This window comes from Kutzneria chonburiensis (assembly GCF_028622115.1).
In the GTDB taxonomy this organism is placed as follows: domain Bacteria; phylum Actinomycetota; class Actinomycetes; order Mycobacteriales; family Pseudonocardiaceae; genus Kutzneria; species Kutzneria chonburiensis.
The window spans coordinates 7,725,167-7,742,871 of the sequence record NZ_CP097263.1 but is presented as its reverse complement, the minus strand read 5'-3'; the positions used below and the strand labels follow the sequence as shown (position 1 = coordinate 7,742,871).

The window sequence follows — 17,705 nt, the reverse complement described above, 5'->3', positions numbered from 1 at the left end:
GAAACGAGCGAGGACAGTGGAGTTCGACGTCACCATCGAGATCCCCAAGGGTGTGCGGAACAAGTACGAGGTCGACCACAAGACCGGCCGGATCCGCCTGGACCGGACGCTGTTCACGGCGACCCAGTACCCGGCCGACTACGGGTTCGTGGACGACACGCTCGGCGAGGACGGGGATCCGCTGGACGCCCTCGTGCTGGTCCAGGAGCCGACGTTCCCCGGCTGTCTGATCCGGGCCCGCACCATCGGGATGTTCCGGATGACCGACGAGAAGGGCGGCGACGACAAGCTGCTCTGCGTGCCGGCCGACGACGTGCGGTCCGAGCACCTGCGTGACATCCACCACCTCAACGAGTTCCACAAGCTGGAGATCCAGCACTTCTTCGAGGTCTACAAGGACCTCGAGCCGGGCAAGAGCGTCGAGGGCGCGACCTGGGTCGGTCGCACCGAGGCCGAGGCCGAGGTCAAGCGCTCCTACCAGCGCTACCAGGACGCGATCGCCAACGGCACCATGGAGCCGTTCGCGAAGCACTGAGCACATGAGGAAAGGGCCCCTTCCGGCAGGAAGGGCCCTTTTCGATCAGCTCGTCAGTCCAGCACGGGCATCAGCGCACGCTCTTCGGCCTGCTCGCCCTCGGCGGCGCGCTGCAGACCGGACTTGGTCGACAGCGGCACCTCCCGCAGGAACCAGACCAGCGCGAAGGCGACCACGGTGGTGATGCCGCCGACCAGGAACACCGTGTCCATGGCGGACGCGAAGCCCTCCAGCAGCGGCCGGGCCAGCCGGCCGTCCAACTGCTGGATGAACGAGGTGTTCTCCAGGTCGATGTTGCCGCCGCCGGAGGCGAGGCCCTTCAAGAAGCCGGCGTTGGCCGGGTTGGCCAGCACCTTCGGGTCCTGCGTCGCCGCGATGAACGCCGGGTCGGTCCGGGCCGCCGAGAACGCGTTGGTGATCCGCTCGCCGACCACGCCGAACAGGATGGACAGCGAGATCGCCGTGCCGGCGGTGCCGCCGATGCCGCGGAAGAACGTCGCGGACGCGGTGGCCACACCCATGTCCTGCGGCTTGGCCACGTTCTGGATGGCCAGCACCAGGGTCTGCATGCACAGACCGAGGCCGACGCCCATCAGCGCCATCACCAGGCCGGCGTACCCGAGGTTGCTGTCCGCGGACAGGCCGCTGAACAGGAACAGCGCGGTCGCCATGGCGGCGGTGCCGATGATCGGCAGCACCTTGTAGCGACCGGTACGGGCGATCACCTGGCCGGAGCTCAGCGAGGACGCCGTGATGCCGACCATCAGCGGCAGCGTGAGCAGGCCGGCGTTGGTCGGCGTCTCACCCTTGACGATCTGGAGGTACAGCGGCAGCGCGGCCAGGCCGCCGAACATGCCCATGCCGACGATGAAGTTGAGCACGTTGGCCAGGCTGAACACGCTGTTGCGGAACAGCCGCATCGGCAGCAGCGCCGCGTCGCCCATCCGCAGCTCGACGAAGATGAACGAGACGATGCCGATGGCGCCGATGGCGAACATGGCCAGCGAACCGGCCGAGCCCCAACCCCACTCCTGGCCCTGCTCGGCCACGATCAGCAGCGGCACCACGCCGAGGCACAGCGTGAGCGCGCCCCAGTAGTCGACCTTCTGCTCGACCCGGTTGTGCGGCAGGTTGAGCACCCGGCTGACCACGATCAGCGCGATCACGCCGATCGGGATGTTGACCAGGAACACCCAGCGCCAGCCGTCCACGCCCAGCAGCGTCGGCAGGCCGGCGAAGAAGCCGCCGACCACCGGGCCGGCCACGCTGGACAGGCCGAACACGGCCAGGAAGTAGCCCTGGTACTTGCCCCGCTCACGGGCCGGGATCATGTCGCCGACGATGGCGAAGGCCAGCGACATCAGGCCGCCGGCGCCGACGCCCTGCAGCGCGCGGAACGCGGCCAGCTCGTACATCGACGTGGAGATGCCGGACAGCACGGAGCCGACCAGGAAGATGGTGATCGCGGCCAGGTACATCGGCTTGCGCCCGTAGATGTCGGACAGCTTGCCGTACAGCGGCGTCGCGATGGTTGAAGTGATCAGATACGCGGTGGTGGCCCACGCCTGCAGCGTCTGGCCGTGCAGCTGGTCGGCGATGGTGCGCATGGCCGACGAGACGATCGTCTGGTCGAGCGCGGCCAACAGCATGCCCAGCATCAGGCCCGAGATCACGGTCATGATCTGACGCTGGGTGAACCCCCCACCGCCGACACCGGCGGTGGCCGGCGAAGCGGTCTGTGCCATTACTTCTCCTCCCACGCCCGCCTTGTCGGCGAACGCGGCGATGAACACCGGCAGATGACGCTCGTAGTCGGTGATGAACCGCTCGAACAGCTCGTTGAAGCGAGCCCGGTCGTCATCGGGCCAGTGCATGATCATTTGTGCGATCTGCGCATTGCGCCGACCGCGCATGTCCGCGAGCAGGGCCAGGCCCTGCTCGGTCGCGGCCAGGACGGTCGCCCGTCCGTCCTGCTTGTCCACCTGGCGCTCGACCAGGCCCGTCTTGACCAGCTGCGCCACTTGGCGGCTGACCGTCGACGGATCGCTGTGCACCAGCTCGGCCAGCGCCCCCGACCTGCGCGGACCGTGCTCCGCCAGGGTTGCGAGCAGCATGAACGTCGGCCGGTCCATACCGGCCTTGCTGCCGGAGGACGACACGCAGGCCAGCAACCGGTGCAGCCGTGCGATCGACATCCCGATGCCGTCGGCCACCTCCAGGTCGTCCCGCACCTCGACCTCACCCAGCGGAACCACGGGGCTCCCCCTGTTGCTTGTGTCATCCAAGTAGTTGCCGAGTACAAGCATGCATTTCGCGCCAGTGTCTTAGCAACTGAAATACTCTGTGAGCTCGGTCATGGGGCGCCCGTTAAGTTACCGTCGAGTAGCATCGGCTCATGAGCACTGACTACGCACTCATCGGCGAGGGCATGAAGCAGGCCGTGCCGTGGGTCGGCAGCAACGGCGTCGAGTTCGAGCACATCGGGCCGGACAAGGTCGTCGCGACCATCGCCGACGACTCCCGCCAACACAACCACGTCGGCGGCCTGCACGCGGCCATGATTTTCGGCGTCGGCGAGACCGCGTCCGGGGCGCTGCTGTTGACCGCGTTCGCCGAGCAGCTCGGCCGGGCCACCCCGCTCGTGGTCAGCGCCGAGATCGGCTATCGCAAGGTCGCGCTCGGCCCGCTGCGAGCCGAGGCCGTGCTCGGCCGTGACGCCGCCGAGGTCATCGCCGAGCTGGACGCCGGGCAGCGCCCGGAGTTCCCGGTGCGGGTCACCATCACCAACGCCGACGGCGTGATCACCACCGAGCTCACCGTGCTGTGGACCCTGCGGCCCAACCGGTCGTGACAACTGTCATGGCACAGCTCGATTGTTCGGCACCCGTGCGGAAAGGCCGGCTTTCCTAGCGTTACTGCCATGACGACGACACAGCAGATCGCAGCCGGTCAGACCACCGAGCCGACCAAGGTGCAGGGCCCGCTGGGCAGTCTGCTGTCGCTGGTCATGGACATCGGCCTGCCGCTGGGCACGTACTACCTGCTGAAGAACGCCTTCGGCGTTGACGTGATCACCGCGCTGATCGTCAGCGGCCTGGTGCCGGCGGCGCGCACGATCTGGACCACGGTGCGGTCCGGCAAGCCCGACCAGTTCGCGCTGGCGGTGCTGATCGTGACCGTCATCAGCATCCCGATCACGCTGCTGACCGGTTCGCCGACCTTCATGCTGGCCAAGGAAGGCCTCGGCACCGCGACACTCGGCATCTACATCGCCGTGATGGCGCTGCGCCAGCAGCCGGTGATGACCGCCGCGTTCAAGCCGTTCATCGCGAACAGCGTGCGGAAGTCGGCCGCCTGGGACGAGTTCATGGTCAGCTCGCCCGCCTTCCGTGCGCTGCTGGTGCGGGCGAACATGGTGTGGGCCATCGGTTTTGTCGTCGAGGTGGCGGCGCGGCTGCTGATCGTGTTCACGCAGCCGTTCGACACCGCGGTGTGGGCCACCAACATCCCGCTGTACGTCACCATCGTCGGCTGCTCGATCGTGCAGCGCCGCTGGCTGGTCCCGGTGGCTGCCATGGTCAACACCGCCGCCGGCGAGAAGTGAGTGCCAGCAAGGAAAACGGCCCGACCGTGTCCACGGTCGGGCCGTTCGCCGCGCTGTCGATCACGTCACGACGCGGATCGTCCAGAAGTCCGAGGACAGGCTGCGCTCGGTCAGGTACGCGTACGGCATGGTGAAGTGGCCCTGCTGGCCCCAGCCCGTGCCCCACGAGTTGCGCACCAGGAAGCGCTTGCTGGCGTCGTCGTAGCCGACGGCGAGCACCGCGTGGCCGCCGAGCAGCTCCTCCGACGGGCCGGGCATCGGCACCACGCCGGTGTTCGCGACCTGCTGGCTCTCGAAGCTCTCGTACACGCTGAAGCCGAAGACGAACGGGTAGCCCGCGGCCAGGCAGCCGCGCAGCTGGTCCAGCGTCGTCGTCACCCGCTGGTAGGTCGTCGCCCGGCTCTTCAGCGCATCCTGGTAGCAGGCGTTGGACGGCCGGGTCGCCTCCCGCGAGCCGGCCGGGAAGTTGCCGTTCGCGTCGGCCGGGATGGCCTCGTAGGGCCATTCCGTCTCCGGGCAGACACCCAGCTTGGCCACGCTCTTCACGCCGTCACGGATCTGGGCGCCGGAGTCCGTGCCGACGTGGCCCTCCATCGCCCGCTCGTTGTAGTAGATGAACAGGCGTGACGGCATGAAATCGGCGAGGCCCTGCTTGCGCAGCGAGAACTCGAAGGCGCCGGCGATCGCGTTGGCCGTGCAGCTGCCGATCTGGCCCTGGTCGTAGCACTCGGGCAGGCCGGTCTTGAGGTCGACGCTGGCCGGCAGATTGGCGACGGCGGCGCGGGGCGCGGCATACATGTGGTCCCTGGCGTCGGGAAGGTCAGGAACCCATCCGTAGCGGGCCACGCTCCTCGGTGTCGGACTGGTCATGGCGATGTCCCCTCCTAGGCCCGCCGAAAGCCGGCGGGTACCGCTGACAGGAGCATCGGTTTGGCCGTCTGATACGGAACTCCGCCATTGGCGTGACCCCCGGGCGGAATCACCCGAACACACCAAGGGGCGTCCAGCGGAATGTGATCTCCGGTGGACGCCCCTTTTTTCACATCGTCAATTGCGCGCCGTCACGCCGACGGCAGCCAGCCCGCGAAAACCCGGCGGACCAGCGTGGGCAGCAGGCCCGAGCTGGCGCGACGGTGTGCCCCGCCGCGGCCGCGACCCGCGGTCGCCGGCTGCTGTGGGCAGCTCGGCGGCCGGTTCGCCGACCGGGTGCGATCCGGGAACGCGTGCACGATGATCTGCACTCGGTCGTGTGACCCGTCACGCTGCGGTGGCGGTTCTACACTCAAAGTCGGTCCTCTCTCGGGCGACGACATGGGAAGGGCTGCGCCGCGGTTCCTGCTGCCACAGGACCGCGGCTTTTTTCGGTGCCGGAATCATGCTCCCGTCACCGCCGGCTGACACGATCACCCGAAGCACCGGAGCCCGATCATCGACGACCGGTCGCCCAGGGGCGACGAGCGGCACGCCGATTTCACCTTCCATGATCGTCGAAACGCTTCGGTTCACACTATCGAGTGACTCAAGTTCGACGCGCAGATGCACGTGCGCGCGATATTCCACAAATACTGAACGTCACGACACTAACGAGTGACCCTCAAATGACGGCAGCGGTTACGCTGTTGCGCGGCCTGTGCAATCGATTGCCGCTAGGCCTTACGCCCCATCGCGCCGTACATCATCGACGCCGCCGGGTCCGTCGGCTCGTCGTCCGGACGCCAGGCCGGCAGCCACACCACTCCCGGCTCCTGCACCTCCCAGCCGTCCAGGAACCCTTCCACCTGCCCCTTGCTCCGCAGCGTGATCGTCGACGTGGCCCGCTTCTCGTACAGCGCTTGCACTTCTTCCGGCGGCACCGCGTCGCTCGCCCCGTGCGACAGCACCAGGTAGCTCCCCGGCACCACCGCGTCCCTCAGGTGCGCCACCGCTTCCTCCGGCCGCTCTTCGTCCTTCACGAACGGCAGCACCGCCAGCATCAGAATCCCCACCGGCTCGCCGAGGTCCAGCAGTCCCGTCGCCTCCGCCATTCGCAGCAGCAGGTCCGGCTCCCTCAGATCCCCTTCCACCGCCATCGTGTTCGGGTCGTCGGCCAGCAGCACCTGCGCGTGGGCCACCGCCACCGGGTCGTGGTCCACGTACACCACCTTCGCACCCGGCATCGCCGCTTCGTGCGTGTTCCCCACCGTCGGTATGCCCGCCCCGATGTCCAGGTACTGCCGCACACCGGCCTTCCCCAGCTCCCCCATCGCCCTCCGCAGAAACGCCCGGTTCGCCCTCGCCACCTTCGCCGCGTCTCCCGCCGTAGCGATCATGTGGCGAGCCATCTCCCGGTCCGCCTCGAAGTTGTGCGACCCACCCAGCAGGAAGTCGTACACCCGCGCCACATTCGCCCGCCGAACATCCGCCCCGTCCGCCCACCGCTCCGTCATTCGGCCATCCTGGTCACTATTTCCGCCACGGGCAACGTCTGCCCGCCCCGCTATCTCGCCGCGCGTCCGACACCGTTTCGCAGAACAAGCTCGTCCGCGAAATATCCACCTGCTAAACCCTCAACACCGGAGAGTTAGCACGCCTTAACATCCCCGCACGTGCACAGCCGGCCGCCTACGTTGCAATTGCGTGGTTCAATTTCATCCACGCAACGCAGAGCACCCAATGGCCGTCAACCCTAACCCTATTGGCCCATGCACGTTATTGATCCACACTCGGCACGTCACCAGTCCGAGACAAAACCCGTCACCCAGCACGCTAGCACGCCCGGAGCCCGCCTTCGAGGTACTCGATTTGCCGTTCGACACACCGCGTCTCAAGCCGGGCCCGTCAACCACCCTATGCAGGATGCGCATTGACGCAAGTCCTCACCGACTGCTTCAGTTACTCTACCCGGCCGCAACGGCCGGGACGCGCTACTGGCAGCCCAAAGGATTGCATGCGGGCAGGCTCCGAGAGGGGTGGCGACGTGAAGTCGACGAACATCGGCACCCACCCAAGGAAGGTTGCCAGTCCTGGGCATTCGCCGAAAACGACATTACTGTCGATCACCCTCGACAATCTGCGAGACTACATCTCAAACGCCAGCATGGCAGCCACAACCGAAGCCGTACTAGCAGTTCTCGCCTTCGCCGGATTATTAAGCGCAACACTAGGGGAGCCCGCAATTCGAACAGGCGCTATCGTCGCAACCACGGCATGCACCGTGGCATTATTCGCCTTCTTGACCGCGAGCAAGCTTCACTTACTGAGCCGTGCCACGACTGCCGAGCGACTGATTCGAGACTACTGCTTCGCACTCGAAGAGCGGTATCACCATTCTTGCCAACCGCGGACTTGGGATCACGTCATCCAGATTGACGCACGAGGCAACACGGTCGAGGAGATCGAATGCACCATTGTCGCGGAGAGCGACTTCGTCGAGTTTTTCAGCCTGTGGGCCGGCGCCGCGCACACCTGGCCAGAACGCTTCCAGGGTAAAGTCCGATTCAGCGTCACAACATCCACAAATGGTCGCAAAGGCGGAGTACGTCCGCGTGCGGTCACGCACACATGGTATCAGTCCGCCAAGATTGCGATAACCGTCCATCTGGCCAGTCCATTGGAGCAAGGAAATGAGGCCAGCTTCAACTTCAGGCTGTATTGGCCGTTGAAGTGCGTTCCCCTGATTCGCCGTCACGCCGCCGAAGACTTTGTCCGCATATTCTCCGCGCCACTCAAGTTCTTGCGCTACACAGTTGTTCTTCCACAAGGCCACCAAGCCCGCTTCGACAGCATCGGCCTCGACGACGATCTAGACTGCGACTTACAGACAAGCGTCAACGAGAACGGGCAGACTCAATTTACTCTCACCGCGAGTGACGTTCCAGCCGATCATCGCATCGGGATGCGACTCGATCTAATCTGAGCCGTCGCGCCTGGCCGCAGCACCGGTTCCGACTGCGGCCAGACGGTCCGGACAGGATTACAGGTGAAGCTCAGCGCGAGCTACCCCGGTCTTGCCAGAACCCGGGCCACCCTCATCGCCAGACCAGACCGTCGCCAGACACTCAGTCACAGTGCTACCTCGCCGTAGTCGAAAAGTGTTTCATCTTTGGTTGAGATTCGACAAGCCTGATTTACCGTCACCCATCAAGGGGACGGCTGACGCCGCAACTAGATGCAATTTGCCATCCGCTGCATGCCATCTCGGCCAGGCCGCATGCTTACTCTACACACACGTTTGGACACCGTCCGCGACCAGGTGTCGACTTCGCCGACCGCGCTCGACAAGGCAGGCCACTGCCACGGACGGTTACAACATCGCCTGCTCACGGCCTCGCCTCACCCTCGACTGCGGTTTTTGCGGCACGTTATCAGGCACCGGCCAGCCCAAGCCGCCTCCGCTGCGACAAAAGTCGCTATATAGGCAGATTTCGTTACCTACACAGTCACGTTTTCCCTTTGCGAATCATCAACTTCTCACGCCAATCACACACCCTCGGTGATAACCGGGCTCACAATGAGCGATCCCCCGAGCTTGACGCCACGGCAACCCAATTCGGCAACCGCCCGCCGAATTGCTTCCAGCAAAGACTGAGCACCCACGAGCTCACGCCACAGCCAACAGACCCACCCAACTCACCCCACGCCCAAGGGCGATGGCGAAGCCGAGCCCGAGGGGAGGCGATGGCGAAGCCGAGCCCGAAGGGGGTCCAGGGGGCGAAGCCCGCCCTGGCTTGGGGTCTGGGGCGAGAGCCCCAGAAAACACGCGAGGCCTCCATGTTCGCGCGTTCCGCGAACATGGAGGCCCCGAGGACGAGCCGCCTGTCGGAATCGAACCGACGACCTGCTCATTACGAGTGAGCTGCTCTGGCCGACTGAGCTAAGGCGGCGTGGTGCGTGACCACTATAGCGGGCGGGGGAGGGTGCTTGTGCAGGGGATACCGCCGGGGCGGGGGTGACGGGGGTCTCATCGGGCGCGGGTCGCCCGGAAGTGCTAACGACGGGGGCGTTACCTGCGGTTACGTATGTCGTTAGCCCCTACGTGATGCCGGTCTCAGGCGGCCGGCCGCTGAGGAGGACGTGGCTGATGCGAGGTCGACCGCCGCTGGTCCTGGCGTTGCCGGCTGCTGTGGTGATGGTGGCGCTGGGGGCGGGACCGGCGTTCGGGGTGCCGACGACGACGCCGGTGCCGGGGCCGGTGAGTCCGGGGCAACCGCCGGCGTCGGCGGCCAATGGGCCGCAGCCGCTGGGGCACGCGGTGGGGGACGCGGGGGGCGGCCTGGCGGTGGTGAGGCTGCTGCCGAACTCGACGCCGACAACGTCGATCCTGCAAGGCCTGCAAGACGAGCTGCCGAAGCAGCCGGCGGCGGAGGCGGGCTTCGGCCTGTCGAGTGCGCAGGCGAACTCGGAGGCGTACCTGTCGTACGAGCGGGCGATCGCGCAGGCGTCGCCGCTGGGGTTTGCGGTGGGCGGCAACGCGCCGCAGACGCCGGGAGCCTTGTCGCAGACGGCGCTGCCGGACAACCCGCAGGCGACGACGGGTGGCCTGAACCCGCCGTCGACGCCGCTGGACTCGCTGCTGAAGGTGGGCCTGCTGAACGGCAGCGTGCACGCACGCTGGAGTGAGACGACGGGCCCCTGTGTGGACACGATCGCGGACGCGCAGACGTCGCTGGCGGATCTGTCGCTGCTGAACGCGATCCCGAACCTGCCGAACGTGACGGACCTGACGGGCCTGATCAACCCGAGCGGCAAGCTGGACCAGGGCACGGCGAACCAGGTCGTGAACTCCCTGAAGACGATGACGGCCCCGCTGAGCCAACTGGGCGGCCTGCTGTCGGGAAAGCAGACCACCGACGGCAAAGGCTCGCTGGTGAGCCTGCCGAACACGCTGAGCTCCCGCTCGGTGGTGAAGCTGGTGGACATCCCGGGCTCGCCGAACAAGGCCGTGCAGTCGACGTCGACGATGCAGGTCGCCGGGGTGAAGATCCTCGCCGGCACGCCGATGGAGCTGGACATCAACGTGGTCAGCCAGCCGACGTTGCAGGTGACCTCGACGGGCGACCCGAAGACGTCGTCGGTGAACTACACGGCCCCGGTGCTCCAGGTGGTGCAGGGCGGCAAGACGCTGGGCACGCTGGACGCCGCGAATCCGAAGCTGGACGTGCCGATCGGGGTGCCGCTTCCGGGCGCGGACCAGCTGGGCAAGCTGCCGATCATCGGCGGCATGCTGCCGACCGGTGGGGCGCTGCCCAACGACCTGAAGAAGATCGACATCGGCGTGCTGCGGTTGCAGATCGCGGAGCTGGACCAGAAGACGCAGGCGATCAAGGGCCAGCCGTTCGACGGCTTCCAGCTGGGCGCGACGGCCCGGCTGCTGGATCTCCAGGTGCTGCCGACGGACGCCCTGGGCCTGCCGAACCTGCCGTCGGCGCTGGCCCAGGTGACGCTGGGCGAGCAGGTGGCCCGCGCGGTGGCGCCGACCGGCGGCGTGGTGTGCGGCTCGACGACGCCGGGCTCGCCGACGTCGAACCCGAACCCGCAGGGTTCGCCGCCGCTGGCCTACACGAACGCGGCCTACGCGACGATCCCGCTGTTCTGGACGGGTACAGCGCTGCTGCTGACCGGGGTGGTTGTCGTTGCGGCGCTGCCGTATCGCCGGCAGCGCCGCAACAACAGCTGACTCAGAGGTCGAGCGCGAGCTTGGCCCGGTCGGGCCGCAGCACCCGCAGGATGGCCTCCATCAGGTAGTAGTCGGCGTAGGGCAGCCCGATCTCGATGCCGTCCTCGGCCGGCCGGTTACGGGTGCCGCGCGCCAGCACGGCGTCGGCCCGCGCCGACTTGGTGGTCAGGCACGACCGGCCGAGCGCGTCGAGGAACCGCAGCGCGGCGGCCTCGTAGCGCGGGTTGCCGGTCAGCCTGGCCAGGTCGAGCATGCCGGCCGCGTTGACGGCGGCGGCCGACGAGTCCTTGATGTCGTTGGGCGCCAACGGAGACCGGTAGTCCCACACCGGCACGTAGTCGTCGGTGATGTGCTGGATGGTCCAGTCGGCGAGCCGACGCGACGTGTCGAGGAACGACTTGTTCCCGGTGCGCAGGTACATCCGCGCGAAGCCGTGCACGGCCCACGACTGCCCGCGGGACCAGCAGGACGTGGCGCTGTAGCCCTGCACGGTGTTCTGCCCGATGGCCGCGCCGGTGTCGGGGTTGAAGTCGAACACGTGGCAGGTGGTGTTGTCCGGCCGCACCTGGTACTTCTGCGCGGTCAACGCGTGCGCGACGGCGATGTCCTGGTACTTGCTGTCGCCGGTGACCTTGGTGGCCCAGCACAGCAGGTCCAGGTTCATCATCGTGTCGATGATGATGCGGCCGGCGTTGTCGGGCGTGCCCAGCGCGCCCCAGGCCCGGATGAACTGGCCCTTCTCGTTGAACCGCTTGATCAGTTCGCCGGCCGCGACCAGTGCGCCGTCACGCCACGAGGTGTCGCCGGTCAGCCGGAAAGCGGTTACCCACGACGGCAAAAAGGAAGCCCAGGTCGTGGTCGGTGTTCTTGGTCTCTCTCGGGGCCAGCTTCAGCGCCCAGGACTCGGCCTGCTGCCGGAAGAACTCGTCGCCCGAGTACAGGTAGGCCATCCACAGCTGCCCCGGCCAGAAGCCGCCGACCCAGCTGCCGTCCGCGGCGGTGGTGTACTTCTCGAACTTGGTGCCGGTCGGGAAGGCCGTCACGGTTGGCGCGACCGCACGCAGCTTGGCGATCGCGTAGTCCATTGTGGAACGCAGGTTGCCGCCGTACGAGGCGTCGGCGGCGGACGCGGTGGGGTTGGCGACCAAAGCTCCTCCAGCGGCGACAGCGGCGCCGGCGATCAGGGTCCGACGTGACATGGTCATCAGGGCACCATCCATCCGAGCACAGGGGTGGATTGCAGGTACACGAGCACGCACAGGACGAGCAGCAGGCCGATGCTCCAGCCGAACACGCGGCGGAACAGCTCACCTTCCTTGCCGACCAGACCGACGGCCGCGGTGCCGATGGCGAGGTTCTGCGGCGAGATCATCTTGGCCATCACGCCGCCGGAGCTGTTGGCCGCGCCGAACAGGATCGGCGATGCGCCCAACTGGTGCGCGGCGGCGAACTGGGAGCCGCCGAGCAGGGTGTTGGAGCCGACGTCGGTGCCGGTGATGGTGACGCCGAACCAGCCGACGACGGGCGAGAGGAACGCGAAGAACGCGCCGGTGCCGGCCAGCCACGAGCCGAGCGTGCCGATCTGGCCGGACAGGTTCATCACGTAGGACAGGGCGAACACGGCCAGAATGGCCAGAATGGCCCAGCCGAACTGCTTCACGGTCCTCCCGTAGATCTTCACGGCGGTGCCGATGCCGACCTTGAGCACGATCAGCGACAGCAGGCCGGAGACGAGCAGCAGAGTGCCGGTGGCGCCGAAGAAGTTCAACGTGTAGCTGGTGTCCACCTTCTTGCCGGCGGCGTTCTGGATGGACAGTCCTGGCCAACTGAACTTCCACACGATGGCGTTGAGCGCCTTCTTGATCGGCGCTATCTGGGCCAGTGAGAAGACCACCACGATGATCGCGTACGGGGCGAAGGCCTTGATCACGTCGGCCCGGCTGTCCCGGACGTCCCCACCACCGGTCACCGTCGCGACACCGCCGCCACCGCCGCCTCCCCGGCCGGTGGACACGGTCGCGGTGGCCGGCTGCCACACCCGGACCAGCAGCAACAGGGCGCCGGCCGAGACGACCGCGGCCAGGATGTCGCACAGCTGGTACGAGAGGTAGCTGGACACCAGGAACTGGGTGAGGCCGAAGCTCACGCCGGCGACCAGCGCGGCCGGCCAGCACTCACGGACGCCCTTGCGGCCGTCGGCGATGTACAGCAGCACGAACGGCACGATCGCGGCCAGGAAGCACACCTGCCGCCCGGCCATCGCGCCGAACTGGTCGACCGGCAGCCCGCTGATCGGCCCGAGGGCCGTGATCGGGTTGCCGAGTCCGCCGAACGCGACCGGCGCGGTGTCGGCGACCAGGGTCAGCGCGGCCGCCTTGAGCGGGTTCACGCCGAGCGCGATCAGCATCACCGAGCAGATGGCCACCGGGCTGCCGCCGCCGGCCAGCGCCTCGAGCAGTGCGCCGAACGAGAAGGCGATCACGATGGCCTGCACCCGCGAGTCGTCGCTGACCGAGCTGAACGCGCGGCGCAGCACCTCGAAGTGCCCGCTGTGCACGGTCAGGTTGTAGACCCAGATCGCGTTGAACGTGATCCACAGGACCAGCAGCACGCTGTTGGCCATGCCGAAGAGCCCGGCGTCCAGCGTCTGGCCGATCGGCATGCCGAAGCCGGCGACGGCGATCACGATGGAGATCGCCAGCGCCGCGATGCCGGCCCAGTGCGCCTTCCAGCGCAGGCCGCCGAGCAGCACCAGCACCGCTAGCAAGGGGATCAGCGCCAACAACGCGGACAGCGTGAGCGAGCCGGCCGGGTCGAGGGTCTGTCTGAACACTTCTCACCGCCTTTTTCCAGGTTGGAGCCCGACTGGAAACCGGACCCCGTAACCGGCGGCGGTGGCCACGGGGGCACTTGTTCCGTAGGACGGAACGTAGTTCCATAAGTGGCGACATCGTGTCATCTGCTTGCAACATCCGCCAGGGGTCAACCGCCGCTGCCCCCGCTAGCCCAGCAGGAGCACCACATGGAGGTCAGGCACCACACCAACCCCGCCCAGCTGCGCGGTTTCGACACCGCCCAGCTGCGGGAGAACTACCTGGTGGAGGACCTGTTCCGGACCGGAGAGGTGCGCACGGTCCTCACCCACGCGGACCGGGTCGTGCTCGGCGGCGCGGCGCCGGTGCCCGGCCAGCCGCTGTCGCTGCCCAATCCTGACCAGCTGCGCTCGACGTCGTTCCTGGAGCGCCGCGAGATGGCCGTGGTCGTGGTCAGCGGGTCCGGCCACGTCGTGGTCGACGGCGACAAGCACGAACTCGGCCACCGCGACTGCCTGTACATCGGCCGTGGCGCGGTGGACGTGCAGTTCCACGCCGGCGACTCGGAGACGCACTTCTACCTGTTCTCGGCCACCTCGCACGCCAGCTACCCGACCGCGGTGGCCCGCTTCGACGAGGTGGATGTCGCCAACCTCGGCGAGCAGTCCACGGCCAACGTGCGCGAGCTGCGCAAGTACATCCACGCGGACGGCATCCGCTCCAGCCAGATCGTGGTCGGCGTGACCAAACTGGCCGACGGCAGCGTCTGGAACACCATGCCGCCGCACACCCACGACCGCCGCACCGAGTGCTACCTGTACTTCGACCTGCCGGAGAACGACCGCATCGTGCACCTGTGCGGTGAGCCGCAGGAGACCCGCAACCTCATCGTGGCCAACGAGCAGGCCGTGGTGTCGCCGAGCTGGTCCATCCACAGCGGCGCCGGCACGCACTCGTACGCCTTCGTGTGGGCCATGGCCGGCGAGAACCAGGCGTTCACCGACATGGACCAGGTCGCCGTGACGGAGCTGCGCTGATGTTCTCGCTCAAGGGCAAGACCGCCCTGGTCACCGGGGCCCGCACCGGCATCGGCAAGGCGATCGCGGTCGGCCTCGCCCAGGCCGGGGCCGATCTCGTGGTGCTCGGGCACAGCCCGGACTTCGCCGAGGTCACGGCCGAGGCGCAGGCGGCAGGCGCCAGTGTCGAGACGTTGATCGTCGACCTCGCCGATCCCGACGCGGTCGAGCCGGCGCTGGCCGGGCTGCTGGCCCGGCGCGAGGTGGACGTGCTGGTCAACAACGCCGGCATCATCCACCGGCAGCCGGCGACCGACGTGTCGCTGGCGGACTGGCGGCGGATGCAGGCGGTGAACCTGGACTCGGTGTTCGCGCTGAGCCAGGCCGTCGGCCGGCAGATGACCGCCCGCGGCTCCGGCAAGATCATCACGGTCGCGTCGCTGCTGAGCTTCCAGGGCGGCATCAACGTCAGCGGCTACACCACCAGCAAGCACGCGGTGACCGGCCTGACCAAGGCGCTGGCCAACGAGTGGGCCCCGTACGGCGTGCAGGTCAACGCCATCGCGCCCGGCTACATCGCGACCAACAACACCGAGGCGCTGCGGGCCGACCCGGACCGTGAGCCGGCGATCCGCGGCCGCATCCCGGCCGGCCGGTGGGGCACGCCGGAGGACCTGGTCGGCGCGGCGGTGTTCCTGGCCGCCCCGGCCTCGGACTACGTCACCGGTCACGTGCTGGTCGTCGACGGCGGGTGGATGTCGCGTTGACCGAGGGCGCGGTCGAGAAGGCCCTCGCGGTGCTGGCGGCATTGGCCCAGCACGGCCGGATCAGCGAGCTGACCCGGGTCACCGGCTTCCCGAAGTCGACCGTGCACCGGGTGCTGCGCACGCTGGTGGACACCGGTTTCGCGGTGGCCACCGCCGACGGCGACTACCGCATCGGCCCCAAGGTGTTGGTGCTGGCCGGGAACGTGTTGCAGCCGGTGGATTCCGTCGAGCGGGCGCGCCCGGTGCTGGAGCGGTTGCAGGCCAGCACCGGGTGCGCCGTGCACTTCGCCATGCTGCTCGGCGACGAGCTGGTGTACGTGGACAAGGTGGAGGGCGGCAAGCCGTATCGGATGGCCTCCCGCATCGGCGGCCGGTTGCTGTTGCACTGCACGGCCATCGGCAAAGCGGTTTTGTCCACAAGGGACATGAACGGCCTGGAGCTGGTGGCTCGCACGCCCGGCACGATCACCGATCCGCAGCGGTTGCGGGCCCAGCTGGACCGGGTCCGGAGCTGTGGATTCGCCTTGGACGAGCAGGAGAACGAGCCTGGGGTGCGCTGCGTCGGCGCGGCCGTGCGCAATCACAACGGGACCGTGGTCGGCGGGCTGAGCGTGTCGACGCTGGCGTTGGAACACACGCTGCCGGAGCTGATCGCACTGGGACCGCGCGTGGTCGACGCCGCGCGCGAAGTCTCGCGGGCCTTGGGCTACACGCATTAGCCTCAACGGATGGCCGTGCACCAGCTGTCCCGGACCGACGCCCGGCGCATCGCCGTGCGGGCCCAGCTGCTCGGCCGGGACCGGCCGACCGACCTGCACGAGGTCGTGCGCGGGCTGACGCTGCTGCAGAACGACCCGACCAACGCGGTCGCGCCCAGCGCCGACCTGGTGGCGTGGAGCCGGCTCGGCTCCGCATACCGGCCGTCGGAGCTGGCCGAGGCGCTGGCCAAGCGGTCGCTGGTGGACCTGCGGCTGATGATCCGCCCGGCCGAGGACATCGCCCTGTACCGGGCCGAGATGGACGCGTGGCCGGGCGAGGGCCCCAGCTACCGTCAGCAGCAGCACAAGTGGTTGCACACCAACGAGATCTGCCGGCAGAACATCCTCAGCCGGCTCGATGTCGAGGGTCCGCTGCCGGCACGGGCGTTCGAGGACACCTGTGTGCAGCCGTGGAAGTCCAGCGGCTGGACCAACAACCGCAACGTCACGCAGATGCTGGAGTTCATGGTGCTCAACGGCGACGTCGCCGTGTCGGGCACCGACAAGGGCCGGCTGTGGGACCTGGCCGAGCGGATCTATCCCGATGTGCCGGCCGTGCCGTTGGACGAGGCCGTGCGGATCCGCAACGAGCGGCGGCTGAGGTCGTTGGGGATTGCCCGGGCCAAGGGGCCGGGCTGCCCGGTCGAGCCGATCGACGTGGGCGAGGTCGGCGAGCCGGCGGTCGTCGAGGGCGTGAAGGGGCAGTGGCGGGTCGATCCCGAGCAGCTGGGGCAGCGCTTCGCCGGGCGGACGGCGCTGTTGTCGCCGCTGGATCGGCTGGTCTACGACCGCAAGCGGATGGACGAGCTGTTCCAGTTCGACTACCAGCTCGAGATGTACAAGCCGGCGGCCAAGCGGCGCTGGGGCTATTGGGCGCTGCCGATCCTGTACGGGGACGAGCTCATCGGCAAGGTCGACGCCGCCGCCGACCGGAAGGCCGGGGTGCTGCGGATCAACGCCGTGCACGAGGACGAGCCGTTCACCAAGGCGATGACGGCGGCGGTGCGCAAGGAGATCAGGGATCTGGCCAAGTGGCTGGAGTTGGAGCTGCCGTAGCCCCAGGCGTTCGGAACGGACCATTCCTCAACTCGGAGTTTGGGAATGGTCCGTTCACATCTTCAGTAGGTCCGCCAGCTCCCCCAGCAACTTCAGCACCCTCTCCGCTTTCTCCTCACCCACCACCTGGGCGATCGTCTCGTCGGCCGGCCGCCCGGCCCGCCGCATGATCGCCCGGTGGGCGATGTCGGTGACGCTGAGCCGGGTGCGGCGGCGGTCGGCAGGGTCGGGCGCGGCGACGATCAGGCCCTGTTCCCGTAGCCGTGACACCGATGCCGACACGTGGCTCTGGGCGAAACCGGTACGGGCCTGGATCTCGGTGACGACGCTGCCCGGGTGCTTGAACACGTCCTCGATCACGGCGACCTCGCCGGGCGTGAGCGCGGTGTCGCCGGCGTCGGTGGTGACCTGGCGGGCCAGGTCGATGAGGTGCTTGCCCAGGCGGTGCAGCCGAACGCCGTCCATGGCTCGACAGATTACATCGTTGGCGATTCATCGGTA

General features: G+C 67.8%; 18 protein-coding genes, 1 tRNA gene and 1 pseudogene. 9 read left to right on the top strand and 11 right to left on the bottom strand.

Going from position 1 to position 17,705, the window contains the following annotated elements:
- Positions 1-16: 16 nt before the first annotated feature.
- Positions 17-535, top strand: a complete 519-nt coding sequence (locus M3Q35_RS35815; protein ID WP_273936969.1) for an inorganic diphosphatase — start codon at positions 17-19, stop codon at positions 533-535.
- A gap of 53 nt (positions 536-588) precedes the next feature.
- Here M3Q35_RS35815 and M3Q35_RS35810 read toward each other — a convergent pair whose 3' ends face one another.
- Together M3Q35_RS35810 and M3Q35_RS35805 are read right to left on the bottom strand one after the other, a co-directional pair.
- Positions 589-2,280: an MDR family MFS transporter gene (locus M3Q35_RS35810; RefSeq protein WP_273944598.1), complete on the bottom strand. Its 1,692-nt coding sequence runs from the start codon at positions 2,278-2,280 to the stop codon at positions 589-591.
- Between the two features lie 198 nt (positions 2,281-2,478).
- A pseudogene (locus M3Q35_RS35805) lies at positions 2,479-2,667 on the bottom strand (MarR family winged helix-turn-helix transcriptional regulator); the annotation flags it as partial.
- Positions 2,668-2,930: 263 nt separating this feature from the next.
- Here M3Q35_RS35805 and M3Q35_RS35800 point away from each other — a divergent pair.
- Together M3Q35_RS35800 and M3Q35_RS35795 are read left to right on the top strand one after the other, a co-directional pair.
- A complete protein-coding gene (locus M3Q35_RS35800; RefSeq protein WP_273936968.1) occupies positions 2,931-3,386 on the top strand; it encodes a DUF4442 domain-containing protein in 456 nt (151 codons plus the stop codon).
- A 69-nt stretch (positions 3,387-3,455) separates the two neighbouring features.
- Complete coding sequence (locus M3Q35_RS35795; protein WP_273936967.1) at positions 3,456-4,139, top strand: VC0807 family protein; 684 nt, start codon at positions 3,456-3,458, stop codon at positions 4,137-4,139.
- A 60-nt stretch (positions 4,140-4,199) separates the two neighbouring features.
- Here M3Q35_RS35795 and M3Q35_RS35790 read toward each other — a convergent pair whose 3' ends face one another.
- The 4 genes from M3Q35_RS35790 to M3Q35_RS35775 form a co-directional block, all read right to left on the bottom strand.
- Positions 4,200-5,009: a C1 family peptidase gene (locus M3Q35_RS35790; protein WP_273936966.1), complete on the bottom strand. Its 810-nt coding sequence runs from the start codon at positions 5,007-5,009 to the stop codon at positions 4,200-4,202.
- A 191-nt stretch (positions 5,010-5,200) separates the two neighbouring features.
- Entirely contained in the window at positions 5,201-5,380 is a 180-nt protein-coding gene (locus M3Q35_RS35785) for a hypothetical protein (protein ID WP_273936965.1), read from the bottom strand.
- Positions 5,381-5,396: 16 nt separating this feature from the next.
- The gene (locus tag M3Q35_RS35780) at positions 5,397-5,681 is read right to left on the bottom strand and encodes a hypothetical protein (RefSeq protein WP_273936964.1); all 285 of its coding nucleotides are present in this window, start codon (positions 5,679-5,681) and stop codon (positions 5,397-5,399) included.
- A 104-nt stretch (positions 5,682-5,785) separates the two neighbouring features.
- The gene (locus M3Q35_RS35775) at positions 5,786-6,565 is read right to left on the bottom strand and encodes an SAM-dependent methyltransferase (RefSeq protein WP_273936962.1); all 780 of its coding nucleotides are present in this window, start codon (positions 6,563-6,565) and stop codon (positions 5,786-5,788) included.
- 530 nt (positions 6,566-7,095) lie between these two features.
- Between M3Q35_RS35775 and M3Q35_RS35770 the strand changes: the two genes are divergently transcribed.
- On the top strand, positions 7,096-8,034 hold the full coding sequence (locus tag M3Q35_RS35770) for a hypothetical protein (protein WP_273936961.1): 939 nt from the start codon (positions 7,096-7,098) through the stop codon (positions 8,032-8,034).
- Between the two features lie 893 nt (positions 8,035-8,927).
- Here the strand turns inward: M3Q35_RS35770 and M3Q35_RS35765 are convergent.
- A tRNA-Thr gene (locus tag M3Q35_RS35765) sits at positions 8,928-9,001 on the bottom strand.
- Positions 9,002-9,198: 197 nt separating this feature from the next.
- Here M3Q35_RS35765 and M3Q35_RS35760 point away from each other — a divergent pair.
- Entirely contained in the window at positions 9,199-10,794 is a 1,596-nt protein-coding gene (locus tag M3Q35_RS35760) for a hypothetical protein (RefSeq protein WP_273936960.1), read from the top strand.
- A gap of 1 nt (position 10,795) precedes the next feature.
- Here M3Q35_RS35760 and M3Q35_RS35755 read toward each other — a convergent pair whose 3' ends face one another.
- Genes M3Q35_RS35755 through M3Q35_RS35745 form a run of 3 tightly spaced genes read right to left on the bottom strand, consistent with a single transcriptional unit; the run spans position 10,796 to position 13,627 of the window.
- Positions 10,796-11,632, bottom strand: coding sequence for a glycoside hydrolase family 88 protein (locus tag M3Q35_RS35755; protein WP_273936959.1), 837 nt, complete (start codon positions 11,630-11,632; stop codon positions 10,796-10,798).
- On the bottom strand, positions 11,580-11,999 hold the full coding sequence (locus tag M3Q35_RS35750) for a hypothetical protein (RefSeq protein WP_273936957.1): 420 nt from the start codon (positions 11,997-11,999) through the stop codon (positions 11,580-11,582). The genes M3Q35_RS35755 and M3Q35_RS35750 overlap by 53 nt, the downstream gene beginning before the upstream one ends.
- Positions 11,999-13,627 carry an L-lactate permease gene (locus M3Q35_RS35745; protein WP_273936955.1) on the bottom strand — a complete coding sequence of 543 codons (1,629 nt, stop codon included), beginning with the start codon at positions 13,625-13,627 and terminating at the stop codon, positions 11,999-12,001. Before M3Q35_RS35745 ends, M3Q35_RS35750 begins: the two co-directional genes overlap by 1 nt.
- Before the next feature lie 189 nt (positions 13,628-13,816).
- Between M3Q35_RS35745 and kduI the strand changes: the two genes are divergently transcribed.
- The 4 genes from kduI to M3Q35_RS35725 are packed head-to-tail and all read left to right on the top strand — an operon-like array spanning position 13,817 to position 17,204.
- The gene (kduI, locus tag M3Q35_RS35740) at positions 13,817-14,644 is read left to right on the top strand and encodes a 5-dehydro-4-deoxy-D-glucuronate isomerase (protein ID WP_273936954.1); all 828 of its coding nucleotides are present in this window, start codon (positions 13,817-13,819) and stop codon (positions 14,642-14,644) included.
- Entirely contained in the window at positions 14,644-15,390 is a 747-nt protein-coding gene (locus M3Q35_RS35735) for an SDR family oxidoreductase (RefSeq protein ID WP_273936953.1), read from the top strand. Before kduI ends, M3Q35_RS35735 begins: the two co-directional genes overlap by 1 nt.
- Positions 15,387-16,109, top strand: coding sequence for an IclR family transcriptional regulator (locus M3Q35_RS35730; RefSeq protein WP_273936952.1), 723 nt, complete (start codon positions 15,387-15,389; stop codon positions 16,107-16,109). The genes M3Q35_RS35735 and M3Q35_RS35730 overlap by 4 nt, the downstream gene beginning before the upstream one ends.
- Positions 16,110-16,118: 9 nt before the next feature.
- The gene (locus M3Q35_RS35725; protein WP_273936950.1) at positions 16,119-17,204 is read left to right on the top strand and encodes a DNA glycosylase AlkZ-like family protein; all 1,086 of its coding nucleotides are present in this window, start codon (positions 16,119-16,121) and stop codon (positions 17,202-17,204) included.
- Positions 17,205-17,258: 54 nt separating this feature from the next.
- Here the strand turns inward: M3Q35_RS35725 and M3Q35_RS35720 are convergent, their stop codons facing one another.
- Positions 17,259-17,669, bottom strand: a complete 411-nt coding sequence (locus M3Q35_RS35720; protein ID WP_273936948.1) for a MarR family winged helix-turn-helix transcriptional regulator — start codon at positions 17,667-17,669, stop codon at positions 17,259-17,261.
- Positions 17,670-17,705 lie beyond the last annotated feature (36 nt).